General features: G+C 70.4%; 23 protein-coding genes. 16 read left to right on the top strand and 7 right to left on the bottom strand.

Annotated features, from left to right (window positions below; genetic code table 11):
- Window positions 1-329: 329 nt before the first annotated feature.
- From ACQEUU_RS10215 to ACQEUU_RS10200, 4 genes are read left to right on the top strand one after another with little or no spacing between them, the layout of a single operon-like run.
- The gene (locus ACQEUU_RS10215; protein WP_433063415.1) at window positions 330-1,697 is read left to right on the top strand and encodes an ABC transporter substrate-binding protein; all 1,368 of its coding nucleotides are present in this window, start codon (window positions 330-332) and stop codon (window positions 1,695-1,697) included.
- Window positions 1,694-2,608, top strand: coding sequence for a carbohydrate ABC transporter permease (locus ACQEUU_RS10210; RefSeq protein WP_433063412.1), 915 nt, complete (start codon window positions 1,694-1,696; stop codon window positions 2,606-2,608). Before ACQEUU_RS10215 ends, ACQEUU_RS10210 begins: the two co-directional genes overlap by 4 nt.
- Window positions 2,595-3,440 carry a carbohydrate ABC transporter permease gene (locus ACQEUU_RS10205; protein ID WP_433063410.1) on the top strand — a complete coding sequence of 282 codons (846 nt, stop codon included), beginning with the start codon at window positions 2,595-2,597 and terminating at the stop codon, window positions 3,438-3,440. The genes ACQEUU_RS10210 and ACQEUU_RS10205 overlap by 14 nt, the downstream gene beginning before the upstream one ends.
- A 3-nt stretch (window positions 3,441-3,443) precedes the next feature.
- Window positions 3,444-4,607, top strand: a complete 1,164-nt coding sequence (locus ACQEUU_RS10200; protein WP_433063407.1) for an ROK family transcriptional regulator — start codon at window positions 3,444-3,446, stop codon at window positions 4,605-4,607.
- On the opposite strand, the gene ACQEUU_RS10195 is transcribed toward ACQEUU_RS10200, so the two are convergent.
- Window positions 4,600-5,367: a helical backbone metal receptor gene (locus ACQEUU_RS10195; protein WP_433063405.1), complete on the bottom strand. Its 768-nt coding sequence runs from the start codon at window positions 5,365-5,367 to the stop codon at window positions 4,600-4,602. The two genes, ACQEUU_RS10200 and ACQEUU_RS10195, sit on opposite strands and share 8 nt — an antisense overlap.
- A 103-nt stretch (window positions 5,368-5,470) precedes the next feature.
- Here ACQEUU_RS10195 and ACQEUU_RS10190 point away from each other — a divergent pair, with 103 nt between their 5' ends.
- The gene (locus ACQEUU_RS10190) at window positions 5,471-6,256 is read left to right on the top strand and encodes an SAM-dependent methyltransferase (protein WP_433063402.1); all 786 of its coding nucleotides are present in this window, start codon (window positions 5,471-5,473) and stop codon (window positions 6,254-6,256) included.
- Window positions 6,257-6,269: 13 nt separating this feature from the next.
- Here ACQEUU_RS10190 and icmF read toward each other — a convergent pair whose 3' ends face one another.
- Window positions 6,270-9,467 (bottom strand): fused isobutyryl-CoA mutase/GTPase IcmF, encoded by a 3,198-nt coding sequence (gene icmF / locus ACQEUU_RS10185; protein WP_433063399.1) that lies wholly within the window; start codon window positions 9,465-9,467, stop codon window positions 6,270-6,272.
- Window positions 9,468-9,554: 87 nt separating this feature from the next.
- Here icmF and ACQEUU_RS10180 point away from each other — a divergent pair, with 87 nt between their 5' ends.
- On the top strand, window positions 9,555-10,598 hold the full coding sequence (locus ACQEUU_RS10180; RefSeq protein WP_433063396.1) for a glucose 1-dehydrogenase: 1,044 nt from the start codon (window positions 9,555-9,557) through the stop codon (window positions 10,596-10,598).
- Window positions 10,599-10,608: 10 nt separating this feature from the next.
- On the opposite strand, the gene ACQEUU_RS10175 is transcribed toward ACQEUU_RS10180, so the two are convergent.
- Together ACQEUU_RS10175 and ACQEUU_RS10170 are read right to left on the bottom strand one after the other, a co-directional pair.
- Window positions 10,609-11,397 (bottom strand): CHAP domain-containing protein, encoded by a 789-nt coding sequence (locus ACQEUU_RS10175; RefSeq protein ID WP_433071800.1) that lies wholly within the window; start codon window positions 11,395-11,397, stop codon window positions 10,609-10,611.
- Between the two features lie 160 nt (window positions 11,398-11,557).
- The gene (locus ACQEUU_RS10170; protein WP_433063393.1) at window positions 11,558-12,328 is read right to left on the bottom strand and encodes a PP2C family protein-serine/threonine phosphatase; all 771 of its coding nucleotides are present in this window, start codon (window positions 12,326-12,328) and stop codon (window positions 11,558-11,560) included.
- A gap of 75 nt (window positions 12,329-12,403) precedes the next feature.
- On the opposite strand from ACQEUU_RS10170, the gene ACQEUU_RS10165 reads away from it, so the two are divergent.
- Window positions 12,404-14,158, top strand: coding sequence for an N-6 DNA methylase (locus ACQEUU_RS10165; RefSeq protein WP_433063390.1), 1,755 nt, complete (start codon window positions 12,404-12,406; stop codon window positions 14,156-14,158).
- A 40-nt stretch (window positions 14,159-14,198) separates the two neighbouring features.
- Window positions 14,199-15,086, top strand: coding sequence for a serine/threonine-protein kinase (locus tag ACQEUU_RS10160; protein WP_433063387.1), 888 nt, complete (start codon window positions 14,199-14,201; stop codon window positions 15,084-15,086).
- A 4-nt stretch (window positions 15,087-15,090) separates the two neighbouring features.
- Here ACQEUU_RS10160 and ACQEUU_RS10155 read toward each other — a convergent pair whose 3' ends face one another.
- Window positions 15,091-15,384 carry a DUF4267 domain-containing protein gene (locus ACQEUU_RS10155; protein WP_433063384.1) on the bottom strand — a complete coding sequence of 98 codons (294 nt, stop codon included), beginning with the start codon at window positions 15,382-15,384 and terminating at the stop codon, window positions 15,091-15,093.
- Between ACQEUU_RS10155 and ACQEUU_RS10150 the strand changes: the two genes are divergently transcribed.
- From ACQEUU_RS10150 to ACQEUU_RS10120, 7 genes are all read left to right on the top strand, one after another.
- Window positions 15,377-15,547: a hypothetical protein gene (locus ACQEUU_RS10150; protein ID WP_433063381.1), complete on the top strand. Its 171-nt coding sequence runs from the start codon at window positions 15,377-15,379 to the stop codon at window positions 15,545-15,547. The two genes, ACQEUU_RS10155 and ACQEUU_RS10150, sit on opposite strands and share 8 nt — an antisense overlap.
- A gap of 131 nt (window positions 15,548-15,678) precedes the next feature.
- Entirely contained in the window at window positions 15,679-16,947 is a 1,269-nt protein-coding gene (locus tag ACQEUU_RS10145) for an ABC transporter substrate-binding protein (RefSeq protein WP_433071798.1), read from the top strand.
- Window positions 16,944-17,900 (top strand): carbohydrate ABC transporter permease, encoded by a 957-nt coding sequence (locus ACQEUU_RS10140; protein ID WP_433063378.1) that lies wholly within the window; start codon window positions 16,944-16,946, stop codon window positions 17,898-17,900. The genes ACQEUU_RS10145 and ACQEUU_RS10140 overlap by 4 nt, the downstream gene beginning before the upstream one ends.
- Window positions 17,897-18,700, top strand: a complete 804-nt coding sequence (locus ACQEUU_RS10135; RefSeq protein WP_433063376.1) for a carbohydrate ABC transporter permease — start codon at window positions 17,897-17,899, stop codon at window positions 18,698-18,700. The genes ACQEUU_RS10140 and ACQEUU_RS10135 overlap by 4 nt, the downstream gene beginning before the upstream one ends.
- A complete protein-coding gene (locus ACQEUU_RS10130) occupies window positions 18,697-20,067 on the top strand; it encodes a GH1 family beta-glucosidase (RefSeq protein ID WP_433063373.1) in 1,371 nt (456 codons plus the stop codon). Before ACQEUU_RS10135 ends, ACQEUU_RS10130 begins: the two co-directional genes overlap by 4 nt.
- Window positions 20,068-20,099: 32 nt before the next feature.
- On the top strand, window positions 20,100-21,095 hold the full coding sequence (locus tag ACQEUU_RS10125) for a LacI family DNA-binding transcriptional regulator (protein ID WP_433063370.1): 996 nt from the start codon (window positions 20,100-20,102) through the stop codon (window positions 21,093-21,095).
- 75 nt (window positions 21,096-21,170) lie between these two features.
- A complete protein-coding gene (locus ACQEUU_RS10120; RefSeq protein ID WP_433063367.1) occupies window positions 21,171-22,418 on the top strand; it encodes a phospholipase D-like domain-containing protein in 1,248 nt (415 codons plus the stop codon).
- Between the two features lie 27 nt (window positions 22,419-22,445).
- On the opposite strand, the gene ACQEUU_RS10115 is transcribed toward ACQEUU_RS10120, so the two are convergent.
- Complete coding sequence (locus ACQEUU_RS10115; protein WP_433063364.1) at window positions 22,446-22,934, bottom strand: FBP domain-containing protein; 489 nt, start codon at window positions 22,932-22,934, stop codon at window positions 22,446-22,448.
- A 128-nt stretch (window positions 22,935-23,062) separates the two neighbouring features.
- On the opposite strand from ACQEUU_RS10115, the gene ACQEUU_RS10110 reads away from it, so the two are divergent.
- Window positions 23,063-24,280, top strand: a complete 1,218-nt coding sequence (locus tag ACQEUU_RS10110) for a hypothetical protein (protein ID WP_433063362.1) — start codon at window positions 23,063-23,065, stop codon at window positions 24,278-24,280.
- Between the two features lie 34 nt (window positions 24,281-24,314).
- Here ACQEUU_RS10110 and ACQEUU_RS10105 read toward each other — a convergent pair whose 3' ends face one another.
- The gene (locus tag ACQEUU_RS10105; protein WP_433071796.1) at window positions 24,315-24,839 is read right to left on the bottom strand and encodes a carboxymuconolactone decarboxylase family protein; all 525 of its coding nucleotides are present in this window, start codon (window positions 24,837-24,839) and stop codon (window positions 24,315-24,317) included.
- Window positions 24,840-24,978: the final 139 nt, after the last annotated feature.

The raw sequence follows: 24,978 nt of genomic DNA, 5'->3' as shown, positions 1-24,978 counted from the left end.
AAGCGACCTTACCTGCATGTGACGTCAGGCAGCTCCAGGCGGGGGTACCAGTCGCTTGTGCCGACCGAAACCGCTCCACATCGATGCCCGAAATCCGATCAGATGGAGCCTTTCTGCGCCGACCGCCGCGTCCGCCGGACACGAGGATTTCGCCGCGAATGGACCCGCCCTTTGCCGCGGGCCGTCGCCTGAGGACCAAACGAGGGGCGTGCGAGGAACGGCGGTGAAGGGTCGGCATGGGTACAGACTGGTATCGGAATGGACACCCGCGCGTTGCTTGATGATCAGCGGGTAAGTGGCGGCATATCCCCATCCCGGAGGAGCGCGTCATGCCGAAGAAGGTAACCGCCGTCCTCTCCGCCGCAGTGCTGTCGGCCGCGTGCCTGACAGCCTGCGGCGGCGGCAGCGAGCAGGAAGCCGGCAACAAGATCACGGTCTGGACCGAGGAGAACCTCGAAGACCGCATGGCCGTGCAGCAACAGATCATCAAGGAGTTCACCGAGCGGACCGGCATCCAGGTCGAGCTCGTGGGCGTGGCGGAGGACCAGTTCAGCCAGGTCATCACCTCCGCCGCGGCGGCGGGCGACCTGCCCGACGTGATCGGGGCGCTGCCCCTGGGCTCCGTCCGCGAGCTGGAGGCCAACGACCTCCTCGACACCGAGACCCCTGGCAAGATCGTCGACCAGCTCGGGCGCGACACGTTCTCCGCCCGCGCGCTGGAGCTCAACACCGGCGACGGCAAGCTGCTGGCGGTCCCGAGCGACGGCTGGGCCCAGCTCATCCTCTACCGCAAGGACCTGTTCGAGAAGGCGGGCCTGGCGCCGCCCGACACCTACGAGGCCCTGGAGAAGGCCGCGGCCGAGCTCAACACCGGCGGCGTCGCGGGCATCACGCTCGCCGTCGCGCCGAAGGACTCCTTCACCGCCCAGAGCTTCGAGCACGTGGCGCTGGCCAACGGCTGCCAGATGGTGGACGACGCCGGCAACGTCACCCTCGACTCGCCGCAGTGCGTGAAGGCCTTCGACTTCTACGCGAACCTGGCCAAGAACCACTCGGTCAAGGGCACCCAGGACGTCGACTCGACCAGGGCGACCTACTTCTCCGGCAAGGCCGCCATGACCATCTGGTCGTCGTTCATCCTCGACGAGCTGGCGGGGCTGCGCAAGGACGCGCTGCCGAGCTGCGAGCAGTGCCGCGCCGACCCGGAGTGGCTGGCCGAGAACACCGGGGTCGTGACCGCGCTGAAGGGGCCCGACGGGAGCGAGCCCGCGCAGTACGGTGAGATCGTCTCCTGGACGATCATGCGGGACTCCGCGACCGACCCGGCGAGCCGGTTCGTCTCGTACATGATGAACGAGGGCTACGAGCGGTGGCTCGGCATGGCGCCGGAAGGCAAGTTCCCGACCCGCGAGGGCTTCGCGGAGAAGTGGGGCGGGCTCGAGGCCGGCGTCGACACCAAGAAGCCGCTGAGCGACGTCTACCCGCCCGAGGTGCTCGACGCGCTGCGCACCAGCCCTGAGACGTTCGGCCGCTGGGGCATCCCGCAGGGCCAGGGCAAGCTGGCCGGCGCCGTGATGGGCGAGCTGCCCGTGCCCACCGCGCTGAGCGCGGCGGTGGCGGGCTCGGTCACCGCCCAGGAGGCCGCGGCCCAGGCCAAGCGGGAGGTCGAGACCATCAAGCGCGGGATCCGCGAGTGAGGCGCGGGCGCACGCTGCGCGAGCAGGAGGGCCGGGCGGGGCTGGCGCTCATCTCCCCCACCCTGATCATCACGCTGGTCGTGGTGGTCGTGCCGCTGCTGTGGGCGATCATGCTGGCGTTCCAGGACGTCCGCCTGATCAACATCCGGCAGGCGGGCATCTTCGGCAACTACACGCTGGAGAACTTCACCTACGTGATCACCGAGCCGGGGTTCTGGTCCGCCCTGGTCAACACGCTGGTCTACACGGTGGCGGGCACCGCGCTGTCGATCGTGATCGGGCTGGTGACGGCGCTGGCGCTGCGCGACCGGTTCAGGGGCCGCACGATCGTGCGGGCCTCGATCCTGATCCCGTACGTGGCGCCGGTCGTGGCGGTGGCGTTCCTGTGGGAGACGATGCTCAACCCCCAGTACGGGATCGTCAACACCTGGCTGGACGAGCCGATCGCCTTCCTCACCCAGGCCAAGGGCACGTTCCTGGGCATCGAGGTGCCGGTGGCGCTGCTCACGGTGATCGCCTTCGAGGCGTGGCGCTACTTCCCGTTCGCCTTCCTGTTCATCCTGGCCAGGATCCAGGCGCTGCCGGCGGAGCTGGAGGAGGCGGCGGTGGTCGACGGGGCCACGCCGACCCAGCGGTTCCGCTACGTGATCATGCCGCAGCTCTGGCGGATCATCGCGCTGCTGTCGGTGCTGCGGTTCGTGTTCACGTTCACCAAGTTCGACGACGTCTACCTGCTCACCGGCGGCGGCGCCGGCACCGAGGTCGTCAGCGTGCGGGTCTACAACTTCCTGACCGCCCGCGACGACATCGGCGCCTCCGCCGCCCAGGCGATCGTGCTCGCCGTCGTGCTCGTCGTCTTCCTCGTCATCTACCTGCGGTTCTTCGGCGGAGGTGAACGTGAGCAGGGATAGGTTCGAGCGGGCGCTGCTGAAGGTGCTGCGGCCGGTCGTGATCGCGGTGCTCTTCCTGATCACCGCGTTCCCGTTCTACTACATGGTCATGCTGTCGTTCCGGGACATCCAGGAGCTGATCCTGCAGCCCGGCTCCCTCTGGCCGCAGACCTTCACGTTCGACACGTACCTGAACGTGCTGGACCGGCAGGGGTTCCTGACCTTCATGCGCAACAGCGCGATCGTGGCCGTCGCGTCCGTGGCGGTCACCCTGCTGATCTCGATCCCCGGCGCGTACGCGGTGGCCCGGCTGAACTTCTTCGGCCGCCGCCAGGTGCACTTCCTGTTCCTGGCCGTCTATCTCTTCCCGGCGATCGTGCTGGCCATCCCGCTGTTCGTGCTGTTCACCATGCTCGGGCTGCGGGGCTCGCTGGTCGGCCTGATCCTCGTGTACATCGCGCAGACGGTGCCCGTCACGGTATACATGCTGCGCAACTACTTCGAGACCGTGCCGCAGAGCGTGGAGGAGGCGGCCGCGATCGACGGCTGCGGCCGGCTGACGACCATCTGGCGGGTGGTGCTGCCGCTGTCCAAGCCCGCGCTCATGGCGACCGGCCTCTACGCGTTCATGATCGCCTGGAACGAGTTCCTGTTCGCCCTGCTCTTCCTGGTGGAGAAGCGGGACAGCTGGACCGTCTCCCTCGGACTCTCGCAACTCGCGGGCAGTATCGAGATCCCGACGACGGTGCTCATGGCAGGATCGGTGGTTCTGACACTGCCCATCGTGATCCTTTTCTTCGCCAGTGAGAGGTTGCTGACGGAAGGGCTCACGGCGGGAGCGGAGAAGGGATAGACCATGCTGACGGCAGGGCAGATCCTCCAGCTCATCCGCGATCGCACCTGCCGCACCCGCAAGGAACTGATCGAGTACACCGGCCTGTCCCGGTCGACCATCACCGACCGGGTGGACCGGCTGATCGACGCCGGGTACATCCACGAGTCCGGCGTCGGGGCCTCCGGGGGCGGGCGACCGCCCTCGGTGCTCGACATCGACGCCACCAGCCGCCTGGCGCTGGTGGCAGACCTCGGGGCCAGCCACGCCCGGGTCGCGCTGACCGACCTCGCGGCCCGGCCGCTGGCCGAGGAGCACATCGAGATGCGCATCGAGCGGGGCCCTGAGGCCGTGCTCACCTGGGTGCGGCAGGCGTTCCGGCGGCTGCTCGACCGCACCGGGCGCCCGCCGGGGCAGATCTGCGGCATCGGCCTGAACCTGCCCGGCTCGGTCGACCAGACCTCCGGCCGGATGATCCGGTCGTTCCTCATGCCGGGCTGGGACGACCACCCGATCACGGAGGCGCTGCGCGCCGAGTTCCCGGTGCCGGTGCTGGTGGAGAACGACGCCAACGCGATGGCGCTGGGCGAGTGGTGGTCGTCGTGGCGCGACTGCGCGTCGCTGGTCCTGGTCAAGGTGTCGACCGGGATCGGCACCGGCATCGTGCTGGGCGGCCGGATCTACCGGGGCGTCGAGGAGGCGGCCGGCAACCTCGGCCACGTCCGGCTGTTCGAGACCGACGACCGGGTGTGCACCTGCGGCTCGCGCGGCTGCGTGGCGTCGCTGGCCAGCGGCCAGGCCATGGCCGCCGACCTGGGCCGGCACAGCAGCCGCGACGTGGTGCGGCTGGTGCAGACCGGCGACCCGGCGGCCATCGCGCGGGTCCAGGAGGGCGGGCGGACGCTGGGCATCGTGCTGGCCACCGCGGTCAGCCTGCTGAACCCCGGCGTGCTGGTGCTCGCCGGCGACATGGCCGAGACCGGGGAGCACTACCTGACGGGCATCAGGGAGAGCGTCTACCGCAGGAGCCTGCCGTACACGACCCGCAACCTGGAGATCGCCACCAGTTCGCTGGGCGACCGCGCGGGCATCGTGGGCACGGCGGTGATCGTCATGGAGCACGTGCTGTCGCCCCAGGCCGTCGACGCGGCGCTGGCCGCCCGGCCGCGCACGGACGCCGTCACCTGAGCGCCCGCTCCAGCTCCGCCCTGGCGGCCACGAGCGAGGGCCCGTACCAGGTGAGCAGCCGGCCGCTGACCGGCACGCAGCGCAGGCCGGGGAACGACTCGGGGCCGTCGGTCCGGCTGAAGGCGTACGGCTCGTCCGGCAGCACCACCAGGTCGGGGCGGGCGCCGGCGAGCTCGGCGAGCGGGATCCTGGGATAGCGCTCGGGGTGGCCGGCGTACAGGTTGTCCACGCCCAGCCGGGCGAGCACGTCGCCGGTGAAGGTGTCGCGGCCCGCCACCATCCAGGGACGGCGCCAGATCGGGACGATCGCGGTCCGTCGCGGCCCCCGGTGCGGCTCGCGCCAGACCTCCCCGGCTCTGACCAGCCACGGCGGGACCTCGACGCGGCAGGCGTCGGTGAACATCCGGGCCAGCGAGGCGAGGGCCTGGTCGAGGGTCTCGATCCTGGTCACCCAGACGGGCAGGCCGGCCGCGCGCAGCGCATCCAGGTCGGCGGCGCGGTTCTCCTCGGCGTTGGCCAGCACGACGTCCGGGTCCAGCCGCCTGATGACGTCCAGGTCGGGGTTCTTGGTGCCCCTGACCCGGGTCACGTCCAGGCCGGGCGGGTGCGTGCACCAGTCGGTGGCGCCGACCAGGGCGTCCGGCAGGGTGGCGGCGACCGACTCGGTCAGCGACGGGACCAGTGAGACGATCCGGGAAACCGTGGCCGGGACCGGTACGGGAGTGCCGGTGTCGTCACACACCGCAGCAGGGTCACGCATGAAGCCGGGCATTGTCCCCACAGTCGACGTTACCGGTGTCTAGAATCTTGGAAAGAGTTTCTCATCTTCGGATGTGGGGGGCCGACGATTGGAGCCGGAGTCCGTGGGTTTCGATCCGAACACGCCCAACGTCGCCCGGATGTACGACTACTACCTGGGCGGCAAGGACCACTTCCCCGCTGACCGGGAGGCGGCCGAGCAGATCCTGCGCATCGTGCCGGAGGCGAGACTGGCCGCCCGGGCGAACCGGGCGTTCCTCGGCAGGGCCGTACGCCATCTGGCCGGCCTGGGCATCCGGCAGTTCCTCGACATCGGCACCGGCCTGCCCAGCCAGGGCGCCGTGCACGAAGTGGCCGACAGCGTCACCGGCGGCAGCCGGGTGGTCTACGTCGACCTGGACCCGGTGGTGCTGGTGCACGCCAGGGCGATGCTCGACGGCGAGGACAAGGCGGCCGTCCAGGGCGACCTGCGCAAGCCGCAGGAGATCCTCGACCACCCGGACGTCCGCAAGGTCCTCGACTTCCGCCGGCCCGTCGCCGTCCTGCTGGTCGCGGTCATGCACTTCGTGCAGGAGTCGGAGAACCCGCGCGAGATCATCCGCACCCTGCGCGAGGCGATGGCCCCCGGCAGCTACCTGGTCCTCACCCACGGCGCCAGCGAATCCCGGCCGGACGCCGTGGACGAGGGCACCGAGATCTACAGCAGGGCCACCTCGCCGCTCGTGGTGCGCGACCGCGCCGGGATCGCCGCCCTGTTCGAGGGGTTCGAGCTGCTGGAGCCCGGCCTGGTGTGGCTGCCGGAGTGGCGGCCCGGCGACGGTGACACGATCGACTTCATCGACGACCCGTCCGCGTCGCTGGGCCTGTGCGGCGTCGCCAGGAGAAACTAGCCGCCCGGAGAAACTAGACGTTGCGGCGGTACTGCCCGCCCGCCTCGAAGAGCGCCTCGGTGATCTGGCCGAGCGAGCACACGCGGGCCGCGTCCATCAGCACCTCGAAGGCGTTGCCGTCGGACATCGCCACCTCGCGCAGCCGGGCCAGCGCGGCCGGGGCCTCGTCGCGGTGCCGCTCCTGGAAGGCGTGGAGCCGCTCCAGTTGCGAGCGCTTCTCGTCCTCGGTGCCCCGGGCCAGCTCCAGCTTGTGCGGCACGTGCTCGTCGCCGTTGCGGAACGTGTTCACCCCGATGATCGGCAGTGACCCGTCGTGCTTGCGCGTCTCGTACAGCATGGACTCGTCCTGGATCTTGCCGCGCTGGTAGCCCGTCTCCATCGCGCCCAGCACGCCGCCCCGGTCGGACAGCCGCTCGAACTCGCTCAGCACCGCCTCCTCCACCAGGTCGGTCAGCTCGTCGATGATGAACGAGCCCTGCAGCGGGTTCTCGTTGCGCGCCAGGCCCCACTCGCGGTTGATGATGAGCTGGATCGCCATCGCGCGGCGCACCGAGTCGGCCGACGGGGTGGTGACGGCCTCGTCGAAGGCGTTGGTGTGCAGGCTGTTGCAGTGGTCGTAGACCGCGATCAGGGCCTGCAGGGTGGTGCGGATGTCGTTGAAGTTCATCTCCTGTGCGTGCAGCGACCGGCCCGAGGTCTGGATGTGGTACTTGAGCTTCTGCGACCGCTCCCCCGCGCCGTACCTCTCCCGCATGGCCACCGCCCAGATGCGCCGGGCCACCCGGCCGAGCACGCTGTATTCGGGGTCCATGCCGTTGGAGAAGAAGAACGACAGGTTGGGCGCGAAGTCGTCCACGTCCATGCCGCGCGCCAGGTACGCCTCCACGTAGGTGAAGCCGTTGGCCAGGGTGAAGGCGAGCTGGCTGATCGGGTTGGCCCCGGCCTCGGCGATGTGGTAGCCGGAGATCGACACCGAGTAGAAGTTGCGGACCCGGTTGCGGATGAACCATTCCTGGATGTCGGCCATCATCCGCAGCGAGAACTCGGTGGAGAAGATGCAGGTGTTCTGGCCCTGGTCCTCCTTGAGGATGTCGGCCTGCACGGTGCCGCGCACGGTGGACAGCGTGCCGGCGCGGAGCGCGGCGGCCTCCTCCGGCGAGGGCTCGCGGCCGTGCTCCTCGCGGAAGCGGTCGAGGGCCCGGTCGACGGCGGTGTTGAGGAAGAAGGCCAGGATCGTCGGGGCGGGGCCGTTGATGGTCATCGACACGGACGTGTTGGGCGCGGAGAGGTCGAAGCCGTCGTACAGCGCCTTCATGTCGTCGAGCGTCGCGATCGACACCCCCGAAGTGCCGACTTTTCCGTAAATATCGGGCCGGAGGTCGGGGTCGTTCCCGTACAGCGTCACCGAGTCGAACGCGGTCGACAGCCGGGTCGCCGGCTGGCCCTCCGACAGCAGCTTGAAGCGCCGGTTGGTGCGGAACGGGTCGCCCTCGCCGGCGAACATCCGCGTCGGGTCCTCGTCCTCGCGCTTGAACGGGAACACGCCCGCGGTGAACGGGAACCGGCCGGGCAGGTTCTCGGCCCGCAGCCAGCGCAGCAGCTCACCGTGGTCCTCGAAGCGGGGCAGCGCGACCCGGGGGACCCGGTTGCCGGACAGCGTCTCGCGCCAGAGCGGGGTGTGGATCTCGCGGTCGCGCACCCGCACGACCAGCTCGTCCGCGCTGTAGCGGGCCCTGGTCCCCGGCCAGTCGGCCAGCAGCGCCCGGCTCTCCTCGGTCAGCTCGCCCTCGGCCTCGGCGCTCAGCCGCGCCAGCCGCTCGTCCTCCTCGCCGAGCAGCGCCCGCACGGCCTCCAGCTGCTGCCGCCGCCGCGCCACCTCCGCCTGGGCGCGGGTCTCCTCGTGGTACGCGCGCACGGTCTCGGCGATCTCGGCCAGGTAGCGGACCCGGGACGGCGGCACGATGGCCGCGGACGCCCGCGAGGTACGGCCCTCGACGGGGGCCAGCAGGCCGGGGCCCGCCTGCAGCCCCTTCTCCGTGAGCAGGCCCTTGAGGTGGTGGTAGAGCGCGGTCACGCCGGCGTCGTTGTAGCGGGCCGCGATCGTGCCGAACACCGGCATGTCGTCCGGGCTGACCCCGAACGCCGCCCGGTTGCGCACCATCTGCCGGCGCACGTCGCGCAGCGCGTCCTCGGCCCCCCGGCGCTCGAACTTGTTGATCACCACGGCCTCGGCGAAATCGAGCATGTCGATCTTCTCCAGCTGGGAGGCCGCGCCGAACTCCGGCGTCATCACGTAGATCGGCACGTCCACGTGCGGCACGATGCCGGCGTCGCCCTGGCCGATGCCGGGCGTCTCGACCACGACCAGGTCGTAGCCGGCGGCCCGGCAGGCGGTGATCACGTCGTCGAGGCAGGCGGGCACCTCGCTGGGGGCTCCCCTGGTGGCGAGCGAGCGGAAGTAGGTCTGCGGGCCCAGGCTGTTCATCCTGATCCGGTCGCCGAGCAGCGCGCCGCCTCCGCGCCGGCGCGTCGGGTCGATGGCGATGACCGCGATCCGCAGCTTGTCGTCGTTGTCCACCCGGAACCGGCGGACCAGCTCGTCGGTGAGCGAGGACTTGCCCGACCCGCCGGTGCCGGTGATGCCCAGCACCGGGGCCGTCCTGCCGGCCGCGCGCAGTCCCTGGACCAGCTCCGCGGGGGCGCGGCCGGACTCGATGAGGGTGATCGCGCGGGCCAGCGCCGCCTGGTCGCCGGAGACCACGGCCTCCACCGACGGAGCGCCTTCCAGCTCGGCGTCGCACTCCTCGATCAGCTTGTTGATCATGCCGGGCAGGCCGAGGCGCTGGCCGTCCTCGGGCGAGAAGACCCGCGCGACGCCCCGGGAGTGGAGCAGCTCGATCTCCTCGGGCACGATCACGCCGCCCCCGCCCCCGTACACCCTGATGTGGCCCGCGCCGCGCTCGCGCAGCAGGTCGACGAGGTAGCTGAAGAACTCCACGTGGCCGCCCTGGTAGGAGCTGATCGCCACGCCCTGGACGTCCTCCTGGATGGCCGCGGTGACGATCTCGTCCACCGACCGGTTGTGACCCAGGTGGATGACCTCGGCTCCCTGCGTCTGGAGGATCCGCCGCATGATGTTGATCGCCGCGTCGTGACCGTCGAACAGGGCCGCCGCCGTCACGAAACGTACGGGATGGACCGGAACATGCACGCTTGCTCACTCCTTAACCGGTGGGCCTGCCTCGAAGATACTAGGACGTCCTACTATTTCCCAGACTTCCCTGGGTAGGGGTGGCTCATGCGTGCCATCACACTGGTACCGGGCAAGCAAGGCACTCTCGGCCTGACCGAGGTGCCCGATCCGCGGCCGGGCCCCGGCGAGCTGCTCGTCCAGGGGCTGGCCCTGGGCATCTGCGGGACCGACAGGGAACTGGTCTCCGGCGAGTACGGCTTCCCCGGGGAGGGGCCGATGGTCCTCGGGCACGAGTCGCTGGGCCGGGTCCTCCAGGCGCCGGACGGGTCCGCGTTCTCGCCCGGCGACCTGGTCGTGGGCGTCGTGCGCCGGCCCGACCCGGTGCCCTGCGGAGCCTGCGCCAGGGGCGAGTTCGACATGTGCCGCAACGGCGAGTACACCGAGCGCGGCATCAAAGGGCGCGACGGGTACGGCAGCGAGCGCTGGACGGTCGAGGCCGGGTACGCGGTCCGCGTCGACCCGGCGCTGGGCATGCTCGCCGTCCTGGTCGAGCCCGCCTCCGTGCTCGCCAAGGCGTGGGAGCACATCGAGCGGATCGGCTCGCGGGCCTGGTTCCAGCCGGAGAGGCTGCTCGTGACCGGGGCCGGGCCGATCGGCCTGCTGGCGGCGCTGATGGGCCGCCAGCGCGGGCTGGAGGTGCACGTCATGGACCGGGCGGCGAGCGGGCTCAAGCCCGAACTGGTCGCCGGCCTGGGCGCCACCTACCACCAGGGCAGCGACCTGGACGCGGTCGGCGGCTACCTGCCCGACCTCATCATCGAGGCGACCGGCTCCGGGCCGCTCATCTTCCAGGCCATGCTGAGCACGGCCTCGGCCGGCATCGTCTGCCTGACGGGCGTCTCCAGCGCCGGCCGTCAGCTGCCTGCGGACGCGGGGCGGATCAACCGCGACATCGTGCTGGAGAACGACGTCGTCTTCGGCACCGTCAACGCCAACCTGCGCCACTACAGGGCCGCCGCGAAGTCCCTGGGCGAGGCGGACCGTTCCTGGCTGGACGCCCTGATCACCCGGCGGCTGCCGATGGAGGAGTTCGAGGCGGCCTTCGACGAGGGCGAGCACATCAAGGTCGTCATCACCCTGGAGTCCTGACGGCCGAGGCTCAGGACTCTCGGTCGTAGGGCCGGCGGCGGCGGGGCGCGCCGACGGGGACCGACTCACGCGAGGGCGGCCCCGGCTGGGGCGGCACCTGGTCGCGCATGACGTACTGGGGCCCGCTCCGCTCGATCTCGGGCTGGGCCGATGGCGCGTTCCATGGGCGGGGACGGACGCGGCGGCGGCCCGCGAGGCGGAAGGCGACCACCACGGTGGTGACCACCATGATGAGCAGCAGCGCCACCGGCGTGCCGATCACGTCGAGCGGGTTGCTCCCGGCCTTGTCGGCCCGCTCGCGCAGCGGGAACGGCTGCTCGGTCTCGCGGATCTCGATCCGCTCGGCGTTGGCCTTGACCAGGCGCGGCAGCCCGTAGCCCACCACCTTGTCGGTGTCGCGGACCTTGCGCTTGAGCCACACGCGGTCGACGTTCGCCTCGATGGTGTGGATCTTCTCGCCCACGACCCGCTCGACGACGCCGACGTGGTCGATGCCCTTGTAGCTCTCGCCGCCCTTCCAGTCGAAGAACACCAGAGCACCCGGCTCCGGCTTCCGCGTCCAGGCGTCCTGCTCGATGAACCAGACGGCGTGGGACGGGGTCCAGGCGAACTGCCCGACGTACTCGGTGAGGCCCGCCTTGTCGGCCGCCCAGGCGAGGAACATGTCACACCACGGCGCGTTCTTGTACTGGGGATCGTCGACACGCTCGGCGTACCAGTGGCCGAACTTGGTGTGCTGGCCGTTCTTCTCCCGGTAGCCAAGTTCCTTTTGGACCGTTTTGAGTAACTTATCCGCAATCGGGTCCAGCTCGACTCCCCCCAGAGGCGTTACAGATCACGATGGACTGTAATCGCGGCATCGCGCACGTGCGCGTGACACCCGGAAAATGTCAAGCTATGAGGCGATATTTCAGTACTGGGACTGAAGGGGACAGTGAGGCAGGAGGGATCCGACGGTGCTACGCTCCCGCCCCGACCCGGTAGATCTGGTCGTCCCCCGCTCCGGGGGCGACGACGTCGGCCACGATGACGGTCACGTTGTCCGGCGAACCTCCCTCGTTCGCCAGATCGATCAACCGCTGGACGGCCGCCGCCGGGTCTGCCACCGTGGTCAGCACCTCGTGCAGGACCTCGGGACCGAGCACCGTCGTGAGCCCGTCCGAACAGAGGAGGTAGCGGTCATCAGGGTCGGCCTCGCGCAGCGCCAGGTCGGGCTCGGCCCGGCCCTCGCTGCCCAGCACCCGCAGCACCATCGAGCGGCGCGGATGGACCGCGGCCTGGTCCTCGGTGATGCGCCCTTCGTCCACCATCGACTGCACGAGCGTGTGGTCCTTGGTCATCTGGTAGAGCGCGCCGTCGCGAAGCAGGTAGCCGCGGGAGTCGCCCAGGTGGGCCAGCGCGAACCGGTAGCCGTCGAAGAGCATCGCGGTCACCGTCGTGCCCATGCCCCGGCGCGCCGGGTCGATCTCGGCCAGCTCCACCAGCCTGCGCCCCGCCTCGCGGACCGCGCCGTCGAGCGCCGCCTCCAGGTCGCTCCCCGTATCGGGAAGCGTGGCGTCGACCTCGCGCATGACGGCGATCGCCGCCGCGCTCGCCAGCTCTCCGGCCGCATGCCCGCCCATTCCGTCAGCCACCACGAGCAACCGGCCACTCGCGTATCCGGAATCCTCATTCTGCTCCCGGCGGCGGCCCACATCTGATCCGGCGGCATAGCGGATGTTGTGCTTCATACACCGCAGTAAATCACTGGTTGAAAGACTTCACAAGCAGATGCGCTGAAGACTCGGTTGAACTAGGGTGGCCTCATGAGCCACGACCCGACCCTGAACGCCGGCGACATCGCCCGGCTCGCCGGTGTCGGGCGTGCCGCCGTCAGCAACTGGCGCCGACGCCACGAGGACTTCCCCGTGCCCATCGGCGGCACGGCCAATCAGCCGCTCTTCTCGCTGCCGCAAGTCGAGGAGTGGCTACGCCGCTATGGGAAGTCCTACCAGGTGTCCCTGGGAGATCGGGCGTGGCAGCGCCTGAAAACCGCGGGCGATTTGCGCCTCGGCCAGGCCGTGGCCCAGGCCGGCGCCCTGCTGACCTCGGAAGAGAGCGATCTGGAGCCCGAGCAGGCAGAGCTGGTGTCGGAGCTGGCCGAGCGTCACGGTGCGCTGACGGCCTACGAGTTCCTCGTCGAGCGCTACCTGGAGGCCCACTCCCGGCAGCTCTCGGTCACCCGCGACGACGTCGCCGAGCTGATGGTCACCCTCGTCGGCGACGCCCGCACCGTCCTCGACCCCGCCTGCGGGGTCGGCACCCTGCTGCTGCACGCCGCGACCGGGGACGGGCGCCGGCTGCTCGGGCAGGAGCTGAGCGAGAGCTCCGCCTCGATCGCGGCCACGCGGCTGCGACTGCGCGGCGCCGACGCCACGATCACGTCCGGCGACGCCATGCGGCACGACGCCTTCGCCGGCGAGCCGGCCGACGCGGTCGTGTGCGACCCGCCGTTCAACGAGCGCGCCTGGGGCTACGAGGAGCTCGTCGGCGACCCCCGGTGGGCTTACGGCCTGCCGCCGCGCGGCGAGCCGGAGCTGGCCTGGGTGCAGCACTGCCTGACCCACGTGCGGCCCGGCGGCCTGGTCGCGATCCTCATGCCGCCTGCCGCCGCGAGCCGCAAGGCCGGCCGGCGCATCCGCGCCAACCTGCTGCGCGCCGGCGCGCTGCGGGCCGTCGTGGCGCTGCCCGGCTCCGACCTGTGGCTGCTGCGCCGGCCCGCGGCGGGCCGGCGGCCGCCGTCCGACGTGCTGATCCTCGACGCCACCGCCGACCCGTCCGTGGTGGAGCCGGCCTGGCGCGCCTACCTGCGCGACGGCGCGGGCCAGGCCGTGCGGATCATCGACCTGCTGGCCGACGAGGTCGACATGACCCCGGCGCGCCACCAGCGGCGTGAGGACCTGGGCCGGGCCTTCGCCGAGACCCGCGACCGGTTCCTGGCCGCCGCGGCCACGCCGCCCGACCTGAAGGTGCTGGAGCAGCCGCTCGACCAGCCCGCCACCACCGTCGGCGACCTGATCAAGGAGGGCCTGGTGTCGGTCTCGCAGGCCCCGCCCCGGATGGCCGTCGGCGACGGCGAGCTCCCGGTGCTGACCGCCGACGACGTGGCCACCGGGTCGCCCCCGTCCGGCCGCGCCACCAGCCAGCGGGGCCTGGTCGCGGTCCAGCCGGGCGACGTGGTGGCCTCCTACTCCTCCGTACGGGTGATCTCCGACGGGGGCGGCGTGCTGGGCCCGCAGCTCACGCTCTACCGCGTCGACGCCCGCAGGCTCGACCCCGACTTCCTGGCGGGGTTCCTGCGCGCCGCCGGCAGCCGCGCGACCACCGGCTCCAGCCGGTTCGACGTGCGGCGCACCCGCCTGCCGCGCATCCCGCTCAAGGAGCAGCGCGCGTACGGCGAGGCGTTCCGGCAGCTCGCGACGCTGGAGGACGCGCTGCGGGAGACGTCGGAGCTGGGTCAGACGCTGATCCGGCTGGGTCTCGACGGGCTCACCGACGGTCATCTGCACCCGCAGTCCTGACAGTGTAGTTTTTCCCCGGAAGGGCGCGGGAGGGGGGCATATGGTCATCGGCGACCGCTATGTGCTCGACGATCTTCCTCTCGGCCAGGGCGGCATGGGCGCCGTCTACGCGGGCCACGACCGCCACCTCGACCGCAAGGTCGCGGTCAAGCTGCTGCGCCTGCCGGGCGGCCCCGACCAGGAGCTGGAGCACCGCTTCATCCGCGAGGCGCGCATCCTGGCCCGGCTCGAACACCCCGGCGCCCCCGTCCTGTACGACTTCGGCACCCACGAGCAGCGGCTCTACCAGGTCATGCAGTTCATCGAGGGCGTCACGGTGGCCGACGTGGTGAGCGAGCACGGGCCGCTGCCGGTGGCGTGGGCCGCCGCCATCGCCGCGCAGTCCTGCGCCGTCCTGTCGGCCGCGCACGCGCTGTCGATCTGCCACCGCGACCTCAAGCCGACCAACCTCATGCTCTGCCCCGACGGCAGTGTCAAGGTGCTCGACTTCGGCCTGGCGATGCTCCGCGACGCCGACGTGACGACCTTCACCCGGATCGGGCAGATCCTGGGCACGCCCGCCTACATGGCGCCGGAGCAGATCCAGCACGGCGTCGCCGAGCCCCGCAGCGACCTCTACTCCCTGGGCTGCGTGCTGCACGAGATGCTGACGGGCCGGCAGCTGTTCACCGGCCCGACCGACTACGTGGTGTTCGAGAAGCAGGTGAAGGAGCGGCCGCCGGCCATCCCCGGTCTGCCCGAAGGGCTGGGCGTCCTGCTGGGGCGGCTGCTGGAGAAGTCGCCCGACGACCGGCCCGCGGACGCCGACGAGCTCTACCGGCTGCTGGAGCCGTTCGCGGTGACGCTGCCCATGCTGCCCGGGTTCCTGGCGGCCTCCCCCAGCCCGGGCCGCATGTACGCGCGGATGGTGGGGCGGGTGCTCAGCTAACGGCTCAGGCGACGAGCAGGAGCACGCCGATCGCCGGCATCACCAGGGCGGTGGCCCCGTGGGCGCCGTAGGCGACGGCCCTGGGCCCGCCACTGCGCAGCACGACCAGCGCGTCGCCGAGAGGGATGCAGGTGGCGGCCGGCATGCACCAGCCCAGCAGGTGGGGTGTCGCCCCGGCCACCAGGACGAAGATCAGGAGTCCGGAGGCGATGTCGCGCACGGCCTTGACCTGCAGCCAGGCCTGGAAACTCGGGTTCTCGACCGGATGGTGGTGAGCATGCGGGGAGGCGGTGACCACGCGACGGCCGGCCGAACGCGTGGAGTACAGCCAGCCGGTGCTCTACAGCCATTTCGACGGCAAGGACGCCATCGTGAGCGCCGTCGCCGTCGACGGCTTCGCCGAACTCGCCACCCAGGACAAGAGAGCGCTCTTTCCCGCCCTGAGAACGCTCTCTTCATAACAGCGATCGTTACCCAACAGTCGTTGACAGCCCGTGGTGATCTGACCGAAAGTTTTCGGAGAGCGCTCTCTCACTCCCCAAGGTCTCCCATCCCGGAGGGCTCCATGGCTCCTCGTTTCCGGCGTATCGCCGTGCCCTTGATCACCGCGTCCCTGCTCGGCCTCGCCACCGCCTGCGGTGACGGCGGCGCGGGCGAGACCGCGGGCGCCTCCGCCGCCCCCGCGGAGAAGGTCAAGCTGACCGTCAACCTCTTCGGCGACTTCGGCTTCAAGCCGCTGTACGAGGAGTTCAAGAAGACCCACCCCAACGTGGAGATCGTCGAGAACGTCACCCAGTTCAACGACCACCACAACAACCTGGTCAAGCGCCTGGCCACGAACGCCGGAGCGGGCGACGTCGAGGCCGTCGAGGTGGGCTACATCAGCACCTTCACCGCCCAGCCGCAGAAGTTCGTCGACCTCAAGCAGTTCGGCCTGGACAAGCGGCAGGGCGAGTACCTCGACTGGAAGTGGTTGCAGGGCCTCAGCAAGGACCGCTCGCAACTGCTCGGCCTCGGCACCGACGTCGGCGGCCTGGCCATGTGCTACCGCAAGGACCTGTTCAAGAAGGCCGGCCTGCCCGAGGACCGGGAGGAGGTCGGGCAGCTCTGGCCGACGTGGGAGCAGTACATCGAGACCGGCAAGAAGTTCGCCGCCGCCGACGTGGCGGGCGCCAAGTTCGTCGACTCCCCTGGTGAGATCTTCCGCGCCATGGTGAACCAGGCGCCGATCGGGCTCTACGACGCCCAGGACACCATCATCGTGGACTCGAACCCGGACGTGAAGAGAGCCTGGGACCTGTCCAACCAGCTCACCGCCGAAGGGCTGACCGCCAAGCTCGCGGCCTTCTCGCCGCCGTGGAACACCGGTTTCGCCAAGGGCTCGTTCGCCACCATCATCTGCCCGGCCTGGATGACGGGGTTCATCCAGGAGCAGGCCCAGGACGCCTCCGGCAAGTGGGACATCGCCACCGTGCCGGGCGGCTCCGGCAACAGCGGCGGCTCCCACCTGATGGTGCCCAAGCAGAGCAAGCACCAGAAGGAGGCCGCCGAACTGGTCGACTTCCTGACCTCCAAGGACAACCAGGCCAAGGTCTTCAAGGAGACCGGCACGTTCCCGTCCATCCCGGCGCTGTACGAGGACGAGTCGATCCAGACGTTCACCAAGCCGTTCTTCGGTGACGCGCCGATCGGCAAGATCTATTCCGAGGCGGCCAAGGCGCTCAAGCCGCAGCACCTCGGCCCGAAGGAGGCGGACGTGCGGGTCGCCATCGGCAACGGCCTGGGCCGGGTCGAGCAGGGCAAGCAGACTCCGGACGAGGCGTGGGCGCAGGTCCTCGAGGACGTCAAGAAGATCAAATGAGCGTTCTCCCTCTCGCGATCGGGCGGAGGCGTAGGGCCAGTGTGCGGCACACCCTCGACACGAGGGTGTCGCCGTACGCCTACGTGGCGCCCTTCTTCCTGCTGTTCGCCGCCTTCGGCCTGTTCCCGCTCGCCTACACGGCCTGGGTCAGCCTGCACGAGTGGACGCTCCTGGAGGAGGAGCAGACCTTCGTCGGGATGGGGAACTACGGGACGCTGCTGGCCGACGGCTACTTCTGGAACGCCACCTTCAACACCTTGTCGATCGGCATCCTGTCGACCGCGCCGCAGCTCGTGCTGGCCATCTGGCTGGCGCACCTGCTCAACAGGAGACTGCGCTTCCAGACCCTCTTCCGGATCTCGCTGCTGGTGCCCAACGTCACCAGCGTCGTCGCCGTGGTGGTGATCTTCAGTCAGCTGTTCGGGCGGGACTTCGGCATGATCAACTGGGTGCTGTCATGGTTCGGCGCCGGCCGGATCGACTGGGCCGCCGGCACCGCGACCTCACATCTCGCGCTCTCGGTGATGATCATGTGGCGGTGGACGGGCTACAACGCGCTCATCTTCCTGGCCGCCATGCAGGCCGTGCCGCGCGAGCTGTACGAGGCCGCGACCCTGGACGGGGCGAGCAACCTCAAACAGCTGGTCAGGATCACCGTGCCGATGATCCGGCCGACGATCATCTTCGTGGTCATCGTCTCGACCATCGGCGCCATGCAGATCATCGCAGAGCCGCTGCTCTTCGGCTCCGGCACCACCGGCGGGGGCACCATGGTCACGGGCGGGCCCGACCGGCAGTTCCAGACGCTGGCGCTCTACGTCTACGAGCACGCGTTCACCAGGTTCGACTTCGGCTACGCCTCGGCGGCGTCGTGGGTGATGTTCCTGTTCGTGGTGCTCGCCGCCGGCGTCAACTTCCTGGTGAGCCGGCGTGTGAAGGGCGGTGTGATATGAGGCTGCGCTACCTGACCCTGACGGCGGTCGCGTTCTTCTCCGCGTTCCCGCTGTACTACAGCGTCGTGGTGGCCTCCCGGCACAACTCGGCGCTGGCCCAGGTGCCGCCGCCGCTGCTGCCCGGGGGCAACTTCTTCGCCAACGTGGCCCGGGTCTTCGACACGGTGCCGTTCGGGCTGGCGCTGCTCAACTCGGTCATCGTGGCCGGATCGATCTCGATCGCGGTGATGTTCTTCTCGACCCTGGCCGGGTTCGCCTTCGCCAAGCTGCGCTTCCGCGGCAGGAACGCCATGCTGGTGCTCACGGTCGCGACCATGATGGTGCCGGCCCAGCTCGGCATCATCCCGCTCTACATGCTCATGATCAAGCTGGAGTGGACCGGCACGAACTACGCGCTGATCGTGCCCGCGCTGGTCAACGCCTTCGGCGTGTTCTTCATGACGCAGTACCTGGGCAGGGCGCTGCCGACCGAGTTGCTGGAGGCGGGCCGGGTCGACGGCTGCACCACCTGGGGGCTGTTCTGGCACGTCGTGCTGCCCGCCGCCCGGCCCGCCGCGGCCGTGCTGGGCATGCTGACGTTCATGTCGGCCTGGAACGACTACTTCTGGCCGCTCGTCGTGCTCACCCCGGACAACCCCACGGTCCAGGTCGCGCTGTCGTCGCTGGCCAGCGGATACGTCAACGACTACGTCCTGGGCCTGGCGGGCACGGCGGTGGGGACCCTGCCACTGGTGCTCGTCTTCGCCCTGTTCGGCAAGCAGATCATCGGCGGAATCATGCAAGGAGCGGTCAAGGGATGATTTTCCCGGAAAAGTTCGTCTGGGGTGCCGCGACGGCGGCCTATCAGATCGAGGGGGCGGTCAAGGAGGACGGGCGGGGCCAGTCGATCTGGGACACCTTCTCCCACTCCCCCGGCAACGTGGCCGACGGCGACACCGGCGACGTCGCCTGCGACCACTACCACCGTTACCGCGACGACGTCGCCCTGATGCGCGAGCTGGGCCTGGCGGCCTACCGGTTCTCGGTGGCCTGGCCGCGCGTCCAGCCCGATGGGCGCGGGCCGGCGAACCCCCGCGGGCTGGCCTTCTACGACAGGCTCGTCGACGAGCTGCTGGAAGCCGGGATCGCACCGTACCTGACCCTCTACCACTGGGACCTTCCCCAGGCGCTGGAGGACAGGGGCGGCTGGACCGACCGCGACACCGCCTTCCGGTTCGCCGACTACGCGGCCGTCGTGCACGACCGGCTGGGCGACCGCGTCCACGACTGGGCGACGCTGAACGAGCCGTGGGTGGCGGCGTTCCTCGGTTACGGCAACGGCGTGCACGCGCCCGGCCGCCGGAACCCGGCCGACGCCCTGCGCGCGGCCCACCACCTGCTCGTGGGCCACGGCCTGGCCGCCGCCCGGCTGCGGGAGGCGGGGGCGGGCAGCATCATGCTGGTCGTCAACTCCTCCCCGGTGCTCACCCCGGCCCAGGTGAACGACCCGGCGGCGGTGCCGGCCGAGGCCGACGCGGCCGCCGTGGACCGCGTACACGCGCTGCTGACCCGGCAGTTCCTCGACCCGGCCGTCCACGGCCGCTACCCGGAGGAGGTGCTGGCCGCCGCCGGACGCAACGGCGGCACCGGGCACATCCTGGACGGCGACCTGGAGATGATCAACGCGCCGATCGACCTGATCGGGATCAACTACTACAACCCGTGCGTGGTGGAGGCGGGGCCAGGACTGCCGGCCGACGCGGCCTGGCCGGGCTCGGAGGACATCCGCTTCGCCCCGGCCGACGCGCCGGTCACCGCGATGGGCTGGCCGATCGTGCCCGACGGCCTGTCGCGGCTGCTGGTACGGCTGTCGCAGGACTACCCGGACGTCGGTCTCATGGTCACCGAGAACGGCGCCGCCTTCGACGACGTGGTGGAGGACGGCCGGGTGCACGACGCCGACCGGGTCGCCTACCTCCACGGTCACCTGCGCGAGGTGGGCCGGGCCATCGAGGCGGGCGCCGATCTGCGGGGCTATCTCGTCTGGTCGCTGCTCGACAACTTCGAGTGGGCCGAGGGCTACCGGCGCAGGTTCGGCATCGTGCACGTCGACTACGCCACGCAGGTCAGGGTGCTCAAGGACAGCGCGCTGTGGTACCGGGACGTGATCGCGACGAACCGGCTGTAGATTCTCTGCGTGTCCTCCCCTTCGGCGCAGCCATGAGACGCCCCACCCTCGAAGCGGTCGCCGCCCGCGCGGGCGTCTCACGCGCCACCGCGTCCCGCGTCGTCAACGGCCAGACGACCGTGGCCCCGCACATCCGCGACGCCGTGCTGCGCGCCATCGACGAGCTGGGCTATGTGCCCAACTCGGCCGCGCGCAGCCTGGTCACCCAGCGCACCGACTCGATCGCCCTGGTCGTCTCCGAGCCGCCGACCAGGGTGTTCTCGGAGGATCCGCTGTTCGCGACGGTGATCCGCTCGGCCAGCCTGGAGCTGGAGTCGGTCAACAAGCAGGTCGTGCTCATGCTCGCCTCGTCGGCCAAGAGCCACGCCAGGGTGGAGCGTTACATCGCGGGCGGGCACGTCGACGGGGTCATGCTCATCTCCATGCACGGCGCCGACCCGCTGCCGAGCGCGCTGTCGCGGCTGCGCGTCCCGGTCGTCTCCTACGGCCGGCCCGCCGTCCCCGTCGACATCCCGTACGCGGACAACGACAACGTGGGCGGGGCGGAGACCGCGGTGCGTCACCTCGTCCAGCAGGGGCGCCGGCGCATCGCGACCATCGCCGGGCCGCAGGACATGATCGGCGGCCAGGACCGGCTCACCGGCTACCGCAACGTGCTGCGCGACTCCGACCGCCGCTCGATCGTCGCGGTGGGCGACTTCACCCGCGAGTCGGGAGCGGTCGCCATGCGGCAGCTGCTCGGCGACGACCCGCAGCTCGACGCGGTGTTCGTGGCCAACGACCTGATGGCGGTGGGCGCCCTGCAGGCGCTGCGGCAGGCGGGGCGGCGGGTGCCCGACGACGTGGCGCTGGTGGGCTTCGACGACATCGAGGCGGCCAAGTACACCGAGCCGCCGCTGACCACGGTCCGCCACCCGGTGATCGAGCAGACGGCTGCGATGGTCCGGCTGCTGCTCGACCTGTTCGCGGGCGCGCCCGCCGAGCCGGTGGTCCTGCCGACGGAGCTGGTGATCCGCGACTCGGCCTGAGAGGGCCCTTGACAGGCCGGTTTTCCGCGTATGACAGTCAGGATTTGAAAACTGTCACGCAGAAAGGCGCCTTTGGTGAAGAAAATCGCCACGATCGCGGCCTTATGCCTGGCCGCCGCCCTTCTCCCCACGGGAAGCGCGGCGGCCGATGTCACCGGCCCGCCCGTGCTCAACGCCCCCGTCTTCAACGACCCCGTCGCCGACACCGGCGTGCCCGGCACGCCGAGCGCCCAGCAGTCGGCCGTGATGGACCAGCTCATCCGGCTGATCAGGGCCGCCAGGACGGGCAGTGAGATCCGGTTCGTCAACCACCAGTTCTCCCCCGGCCAACGCTCCACCGAGGTGGCCGACGCGCTCGTCCAGGCGCACCAGCGCGGCGTCCGGGTCAAGGTCATCCTCGACGACATGGAGAACGGCGCCAACGACGAGATCACCGCCCGTCTGCGGGCCGTGCTCGGCGCGAACGAGGGCGCCGGCTCGTACGTGATCGGCTGCGAGTATCCCGACCCGGCCGCGGTGGACCGCGGCTGCATCGGCCGCGACTACCTGCACAGCAAGTTCGCCCTGTTCTCCGGCATCGAGGTGAACGGGACCACGCACGGGAACGTCGTCTTCCAGACCTCCTCGAACCTGTCCGACTGGTACCTGTACAACTCCTACAACGACGCGTTCACCCTCACCGACGCCGCCGTCTACAACGGCTACGCCACGTACTTCGACGACCTGCGCGAGGGCCGACGGCGGGCGCCCGATCCCGCCTACTACTGGACCACCCCGACCGGCTCGAAGTACCGGGCCACGTTCTTCCCGCGCGTCCAGTCGAGCGGCGACCCGATCGCCAACATCCTCAAGCTCGTCGAGTGCCGCTACCAGGACGCCGACGGCGTCTACCGGCAGACCGACATCAGGCTCGTGCTGACCCACTTCAACAAGCACCGCCTGGCCATCGCCCAGGAACTGGTCCGGCTGCGGGGCGAGAACTGCTGGGTGGACCTGGTCTACTACCTCAGCTCCGACGGCACCGGCAACGCCGACGCCGCCATCCGCGCCGAACTGGCCAGGACCGTCAACGGCCGGCGCGTCCAGGTGACCCCGTGCCGCTTCACCGTCGGCGATCGCTCGGTCGTGCCGCACCTGAAGCTGATGATGACCGACGGCTTCTACGACGACGACATCACGCCCCGCGTCTACACGGGCAGCGCCAACTTCACCCATCTGGAGAACGCGGACGACGCCCAGATCAGGATCTCGGGGCGGGACGTGCACACCCAGTACCTGTCGTACTTCTACAAGGTGCGCGACACCTGCCGAAGCCGTACCTGATCGCTACGGGACCGTCCGCGCCGGGGGTCAGGCGGTGGAGACGCGGCCCAGGAAGGCGTCGAGATTGGCCGTCATCCGGTCGATCTGCTCGTCGACGGTCAGCGACTCCTCCAAGCGCTCGCCGAACTCCGGCTTGCGCTTGCCCCGTACGTACAGCGAGCAGGCGAGGTCGGCGCAGATGTAGGCGCCGACCGAGTCGGCGTCGCCGCGGCGGCGGCGGGCGGACACCAGGGCGACGCCGCTGCCGGTGTGGGTGGTGAGGCAGAGCGAGCACATGCTGCGGCGCTGGTGGCCGTGGCGGGCGGTGACGAGGCGGAGCGCGACGCCGACGGTGCGGCCGTCGCGCTCGGCCACGAGGTAGGCGCGGTCGGGGGCCTTGGGGTCGCGCCAGCCGAGGAAGTCGAGGTCGTCCCACGGCTGCCCGGGCAGGTCACGCGGCACGTGCAGACGGGACGCCTCACCCTTGGTGCAGTTGACGAACGAGGTGCGAATCTGCGGTTCGGTGAGCGGTCTCATGGCTTACAGCCTAGGAGTCCTAGGCAAATGGTTATTCACCATCGGATTCGCGGATCGAGCCACATACGTTACCAAAGGGTGCCATCGTGGTCCGGTCCCTTTCATTCCCATCGATAGGGAGACGGATCGTGCCGAAGTTCGCCGTGGTGGCATCGGTCATCGGCCTGGTGCTCATGTCAGCCGCCACCCCCGCGCAGGCGGCCGACCAGACCCTGACCATCGCGTACACCTGCTCGGGCGGCCCTTTCGGCAACACCACGCTGAGCGTGCCGATCGTCGTTCCCGACACCGCGACCGGCTCCTTCGAGGCCAAGTGGAGCATCCCCGCGCTGACCCTGCGCGCCGCCGCCACCTCCACCACGCAGGTCCAGGTCGACGGCGAGCTCGCGGTCACCGGCGGCACCCACAGCGGCCTGCCGAAGCCCGGCGCGAGCGTCACGGCGGGCTCGGCCACCACCCCCGCGAGCCAGGTCACGAGCACCGTGCAGATCACCGCCGCCACCGGCGGCCAGGTGACGGTCAAGCCGTCCACCGAGACCGGCAGCCTCAAGCTCGCCCTGGCCGTCAACCCGGCCGAGGTGACGACGTGCACCACCACCGGCACCCAGAGCGTGACGGTCACGGCCGGCCAGGGCGGCGGTGACGACACCGGCGACGAGACCGGCGACGTGGTCGCCTACACCTGCCGCCCCGCCTCCGGCGCCGCCCAGTCCGTGCGCATCAGGACCACGCTCACACTGCCGACCGCGAACCCCGGGGTCGGCGAACAGTTCACGATCGGCTGGAAGGGCACGTACGAGAGCGGCGCCGAACTGGAAGCGCCCAACGGGCTGCCGACGAACGGTCTGAAGATGTACGCGTACGCGTCGATCTCCGGCCTGCCCGGACTCACCTCGGCCACCGGCGTCGGCGAGCTGAGCGGCGTCGCGGTCGGCCAGTCGATCGCGCTGCCCGCCTCCGTGGACCTGAAGACCACCTCGCGGCAGGCGGGCACCGCGACCGTGAAGCCCGCCTCGGTCAACTTCGGGCTACGCCCCACCGAGCCTCTGATCGAGTGTGAGCCGACCACCCCCGGCTCGCTCAGGACGTACCCGCTGACCATCGGCGCCGGCTCCACCTCCCCCTCGCCCTCACCCACCAGGACCGCGGTCGTGACCGAGACCCCCGCCGAGGACGACGAGGAGACCGAGGAGCCGAGAACGTCGATCACCCCCCGGGAGGGGGTCGCCACCGGGGCCGGCGGGGACGCGGGACCGGACGGGCGGATGGTCATCCTGGCGGGGACGGTGCTCATCCTGGCGGCCGCGGCCGGCGGCCTGTTCCTCCGCCGCCGGCCCCTGAGGTGACCGGCCCTCCCGGCCTCGCCTTCGCGCCGCGCCGTCAGACGCGGAAGACGCGGAGCTGGAGCGCCAGGGTGGCGTAGTAGCCGGTCAGCGTGGTCAGCTCGAAGATCACCGGCTCGGGCAGGAGTGCGTACTCCTCGTCGTCCAGGTCCCCCTTCGCCACCAGGGCGCGGGTGACCCGCAGGACCGCGGCCTCCTCCGGGTCGTCCAGCGAGAGAGGCTCGCCCGTACGGACCGCGCCGAGCTGGGACTCGGTGAAGCCCAGGCCGGACGCGATCTTCTCGTGCACCTGGAGCTCGAAGACGCTGGACCAGTGGGCGGCGACGGTGAGGATGGCCAGCTCACGGCACCGGTCCGAGAGCGACGAACGGTAGCGGATGGCGGCGCCGAGCTCCTGAAGGGGATCTCCCAGGGCAGGGCTGAGAAGCATGGCGTTGAAGGGGCCGATCAGCGCGCCCTGCTCGTCGAGCATCGAGGCGCCCCGGGGACCGGCGTTGACCCGGTCGTAGAGGGCGCGGGCGGCGGGGTCGAGCCGGGCGGGCGGCATCGGGCGAAGACGCATCACCGCACCGATGCTAGCCCCCAGGCGGCGCCGCGACGCTCGGCCGGACGGCGCAAGGCGCGTGAAACTCGTTCACACGCTCTCTTAAAGAGAAGTTAAAGCGATTTTGGATCACCGGCTGGAAGCCTGTCGCCATCCG

The organism is Nonomuraea sp. CA-218870, from assembly GCF_050936535.1.
GTDB lineage: Bacteria > Actinomycetota > Actinomycetes > Streptosporangiales > Streptosporangiaceae > Nonomuraea > Nonomuraea corallina.
This window is presented reverse-complemented; position numbering and strand designations above follow the sequence as displayed.

What these genes read in the sequence shown, in the direction of transcription:
- ACQEUU_RS10130 (WP_433063373.1), top strand. Translation starts at nt 18,697, where the DNA reads ATGATTTTCCCGGAAAAGTTCGTCTGGGGTGCCGCGACGGCGGCCTAT.
- ACQEUU_RS10135 (WP_433063376.1), top strand. Translation starts at nt 17,897, where the DNA reads ATGAGGCTGCGCTACCTGACCCTGACGGCGGTCGCGTTCTTCTCCGCG.
- ACQEUU_RS10105 (WP_433071796.1), bottom strand. Translation starts at nt 24,839, where the DNA reads ATGCGTCTTCGCCCGATGCCGCCCGCCCGGCTCGACCCCGCCGCCCGC.
- ACQEUU_RS10195 (WP_433063405.1), bottom strand. Translation starts at nt 5,367, where the DNA reads ATGCGTGACCCTGCTGCGGTGTGTGACGACACCGGCACTCCCGTACCG.
- ACQEUU_RS10165 (WP_433063390.1), top strand. Translation starts at nt 12,404, where the DNA reads ATGAGCCACGACCCGACCCTGAACGCCGGCGACATCGCCCGGCTCGCC.
- ACQEUU_RS10125 (WP_433063370.1), top strand. Translation starts at nt 20,100, where the DNA reads ATGAGACGCCCCACCCTCGAAGCGGTCGCCGCCCGCGCGGGCGTCTCA.
- ACQEUU_RS10200 (WP_433063407.1), top strand. Translation starts at nt 3,444, where the DNA reads ATGCTGACGGCAGGGCAGATCCTCCAGCTCATCCGCGATCGCACCTGC.
- ACQEUU_RS10215 (WP_433063415.1), top strand. Translation starts at nt 330, where the DNA reads ATGCCGAAGAAGGTAACCGCCGTCCTCTCCGCCGCAGTGCTGTCGGCC.
- ACQEUU_RS10170 (WP_433063393.1), bottom strand. Translation starts at nt 12,328, where the DNA reads ATGAAGCACAACATCCGCTATGCCGCCGGATCAGATGTGGGCCGCCGC.
- ACQEUU_RS10115 (WP_433063364.1), bottom strand. Translation starts at nt 22,934, where the DNA reads ATGAGACCGCTCACCGAACCGCAGATTCGCACCTCGTTCGTCAACTGC.
- ACQEUU_RS10140 (WP_433063378.1), top strand. Translation starts at nt 16,944, where the DNA reads ATGAGCGTTCTCCCTCTCGCGATCGGGCGGAGGCGTAGGGCCAGTGTG.
- ACQEUU_RS10160 (WP_433063387.1), top strand. Translation starts at nt 14,199, where the DNA reads ATGGTCATCGGCGACCGCTATGTGCTCGACGATCTTCCTCTCGGCCAG.
- ACQEUU_RS10180 (WP_433063396.1), top strand. Translation starts at nt 9,555, where the DNA reads ATGCGTGCCATCACACTGGTACCGGGCAAGCAAGGCACTCTCGGCCTG.